Genomic DNA, 3,072 nt, shown 5'->3' with positions numbered 1-3,072 from the left:
GTTCAAACCATCGAAAACTTGGGCACTTAGGGAAAGCAATCTCAAGGCCGTTGGCCGTGCTTTTCAGGGTAAGGCATCGCCTAGGGCAGAGCCCTATTGAGATATAGAAGGGGGGGTATTGCAACCTGCTGATTTTAAAGGTTTTTTTTTAGGGGTAGTCTCATAGCTGGTGAGACTGGGCAGTCTCATAGCTGGTGAGACTCTGTTTTCAAAGGGTCATCATCAAGTGTATCATTCGAGATCACCATTTAAAGCAAGCAGGATCTCAATATGAGCATGGTTGCATCACCAGAAGAGACTCCGGAGTCTCATGATGTACGGGACAATTACAACTTCGTCCAGATCTCCCGCAGCTACCTGACTCAGATGCGTAAATTGGCCCGTGCAAGCCCCATAGCGCACGAGATTTTGTATTACTTGGTGGAGCACATGGGTAGGACCACAAACGCCGTAGTGTGTAGCTATGGGACGCTCTGCGAGGTCACAGGCGTAAGCCGTCCTACAGTGGGTCGAGCAATCAAGCTCCTCAAGGATGAAAACTGGATCGACACAGTAAAAATCGGCAATGCCAGCGCCTACTGTGTCAACGAACGAGTGTTCTGGCAGGCAGGCCGCAACCAACGGAAATACGCCGTTTTCTCTGCGACCGTCATTGCCTCTGCATCTGAGCAAGACAGCAATTTCAAGGAAAAGGCGAAGCAGAAACTGACCTACATCCCAATCATCGAAGACAACAACATAGCCGTTACCGGAAAGGATGAACTTCCACCGCCAGACCAACAAGACCTAGATATCTAAAAGCTCCACAATAATGTTAACCAGGAAGGTGCTATGTGAACGGAAAATCTGCAGGTAAGCTTTGGGTTAGGGCTGGTTTAATTGCAATAGTATTGCCGCTATGTTTTATATTCCCATATGTTTTGATTGTTGTACTAATCTTAACATGGTTAACTTTCTTAGACTTTATAGAACCAAAAACTAAAACGGTCCTTCCGCCTCGAACATGGGTTGACGCAAAACCCGACGATAGTGACTGGCTAGAGCTATTCCTAAAAGGCTGTGAATCTCCAGCAGAGGAAAAGTTTCTACAATCCATGGTTAAAGAATTCAATCTTTATCCTAGTAATGGGGCACTAATTTCCCCAGCGTTATCAATGGAAATGCAATTCACATTCCATAACTATCGATTTGATTTTGTGCTGAACAGCAAGTACATCGTCGAAATTGATGGTGCCACATACCACTCTTCACCTGAGCAGGTAGAGCGTGACCGTATCCGAGACGAATTCTCAGTAGCCCATGGTTATAGCGTCCTCCGGATACCAGCAAGTATAGTTTTCAATAATCCCGCCGAAGCTATCCGAAGGGTCAAGGATTTTGCTTTAAACCCTACCAGGTCTGCGACAGAGCCAGAGCCAGAGCCAGTTGCTAAGAATAGTATTATACGGAAACCTGTATCAAACTACATTGGTGACTTCACGAAAGGCGTATCGAGTTTTACTAAAATAGTTATTGATGCTAGCTTGAAACAAGCTACTATTTCAGATTTTAAAAAAGCCATAGATAGTGAACAAATATTTCTTAACGCTATGGTACGTAAAGTCGAGACAGAGATTCGTTTAATGAACCTTTCTCCTGGTGAGCGAAAGATTCATGATGAAATGTACGCAAGAATTACACAAGGTCATATTAAAAAACCAATAACCGAAATTTTTTGTTGGACACCTATTATTTTGCCGGAGCCAATTGATAATGAAGTTGTTCAGCGGCAAATTTCAATGGAGTGCGCCTATCATCTTGAAAACCGCAGAAAGTATTTTGAGGATTTGAGGAAAAGATCTGCTAATGATTATATGTTTGCAGTTCTTTTCCATAAATACATGGAGGAATCGGGTTTCCCGGATATGGATCTAATCAAATCTGGCGCTCATGTGCCTACTTCACGTGAGTAGTCCAATATATTATTTTAACGTCCCCGATCGATCGGGGCATTTTTTATTTTTTCTTGGCGTATCGCCGTCCTCTGTTCCTTAGCTTTCTTGTTTTCCAGTTGGAACGTCATGGCCACTTTTAAAACCTCAGTAACCTGAGCCTTTGTAAGCCCCTTGAAAGGCCCCTGAAACGTCTCAAGACGCTTTCTGAGGTCATTTGCCGTGTCCTGCAGCTCCTTCGCTCTGCGACGTTCCTGGAGCGCTGTAGAGGCCGTAGCAACGGTCCCGGCGAACCCTTCGTTCACCGCTTTGGTAAGACGTTCTGCAATCATTTCTGGTGATTCGACTAAATCGCCACGACCCAACACCGTCTTAGCCATGAACCCCGCCTTTTCCAGCACCCGCGGCTCTACCGCTTTCGGACTGATCGTCGCCCTATCCTTCACACCGCGCTCTACAGCGGCGTAGTACTGCTGGATCGTCTGATGGGTGGCCTTACTGCCCTCGATCCCGCGCTCCAGCCCCAAATCAGCGACACAGCTGGCGTAGCTGGTCTGGTCGGCACGCATCTTGTCCCGACTGCCGATGAATTCCTTGGCGCTCAGGCGCTTGTCCTGCGTCAGCGGCACCACGAACGCGGACAGGTGCGGCGTGGCTTCATCGCGGTGAATGCTGGCCGTATCGATGCGATCGGCGCCGTACTTGTCGGCCAACCATTGCAGCGATCGCTGGAAAAACGCCTTTTCCTGTTCTGGTGTCGCCTTGGCGAACCAGTCCGGGCTAGCCGTCATCACGTACTCGACGGCCAGAACCGCGTCCTTGCGCCGTTTCTCCGGCAGCAAAGCCCGCAGTTTGCCCATCGCCTCGTCCGTGCTCTTGGCGACCAGGTGCTGATTGTCGGGTGTGCGCTCCTGGTCTGCATTGTGCGTCTCGCGCTCGCGGTAACAATGCTGCATCGAGGCCGCCACCGAGCCCATATTGGCGAGCTTCTTTGCTCGCATGATTGCGTATGCCATGCCATCCCCAATCCACTCGAAATCCGCCTGGCTCCGCCGGGCCACTTCATTGGAAGTGTACTCACTAGACTTTGCTGCGCAAAGATCGTTCGGACCCAGGGCCAAAAAGCCTGCGCGGCTACGCC

The 3,072-nt window shown here is 49.0% G+C and carries 3 protein-coding genes; 2 read left to right on the top strand and 1 reads right to left on the bottom strand.

Annotated features, from left to right (window positions below):
• Positions 1-270: 270 nt before the first annotated feature.
• Together GHN92_RS23450 and GHN92_RS23445 are read left to right on the top strand one after the other, a co-directional pair.
• Complete coding sequence (locus GHN92_RS23450) at positions 271-798, top strand: replication/maintenance protein RepL (RefSeq protein ID WP_228390351.1); 528 nt, start codon at positions 271-273, stop codon at positions 796-798.
• A gap of 35 nt (positions 799-833) precedes the next feature.
• Positions 834-1,952, top strand: coding sequence for a DUF559 domain-containing protein (locus GHN92_RS23445; RefSeq protein ID WP_153328962.1), 1,119 nt, complete (start codon positions 834-836; stop codon positions 1,950-1,952).
• Between the two features lie 14 nt (positions 1,953-1,966).
• Here the strand turns inward: GHN92_RS23445 and mobV are convergent.
• Positions 1,967-3,072, bottom strand: a 1,106-nt coding sequence (gene mobV, locus GHN92_RS23440) for a MobV family relaxase (RefSeq protein WP_256666557.1), incomplete at its 5' end; no start/stop codon positions are given.

The sequence above is a fragment of the Pseudomonas sp. FSL R10-2964 genome (assembly GCF_009600035.1).
In the GTDB taxonomy this organism is placed as follows: domain Bacteria; phylum Pseudomonadota; class Gammaproteobacteria; order Pseudomonadales; family Pseudomonadaceae; genus Aquipseudomonas; species Aquipseudomonas bubulae.
This window is presented reverse-complemented; position numbering and strand designations above follow the sequence as displayed.

Bases quoted from the DNA above. Each gene is read 5' to 3' on its own strand.
- GHN92_RS23450 (WP_228390351.1), top strand. From the start codon at position 271: ATGAGCATGGTTGCATCACCAGAAGAGACTCCGGAGTCTCATGATGTA.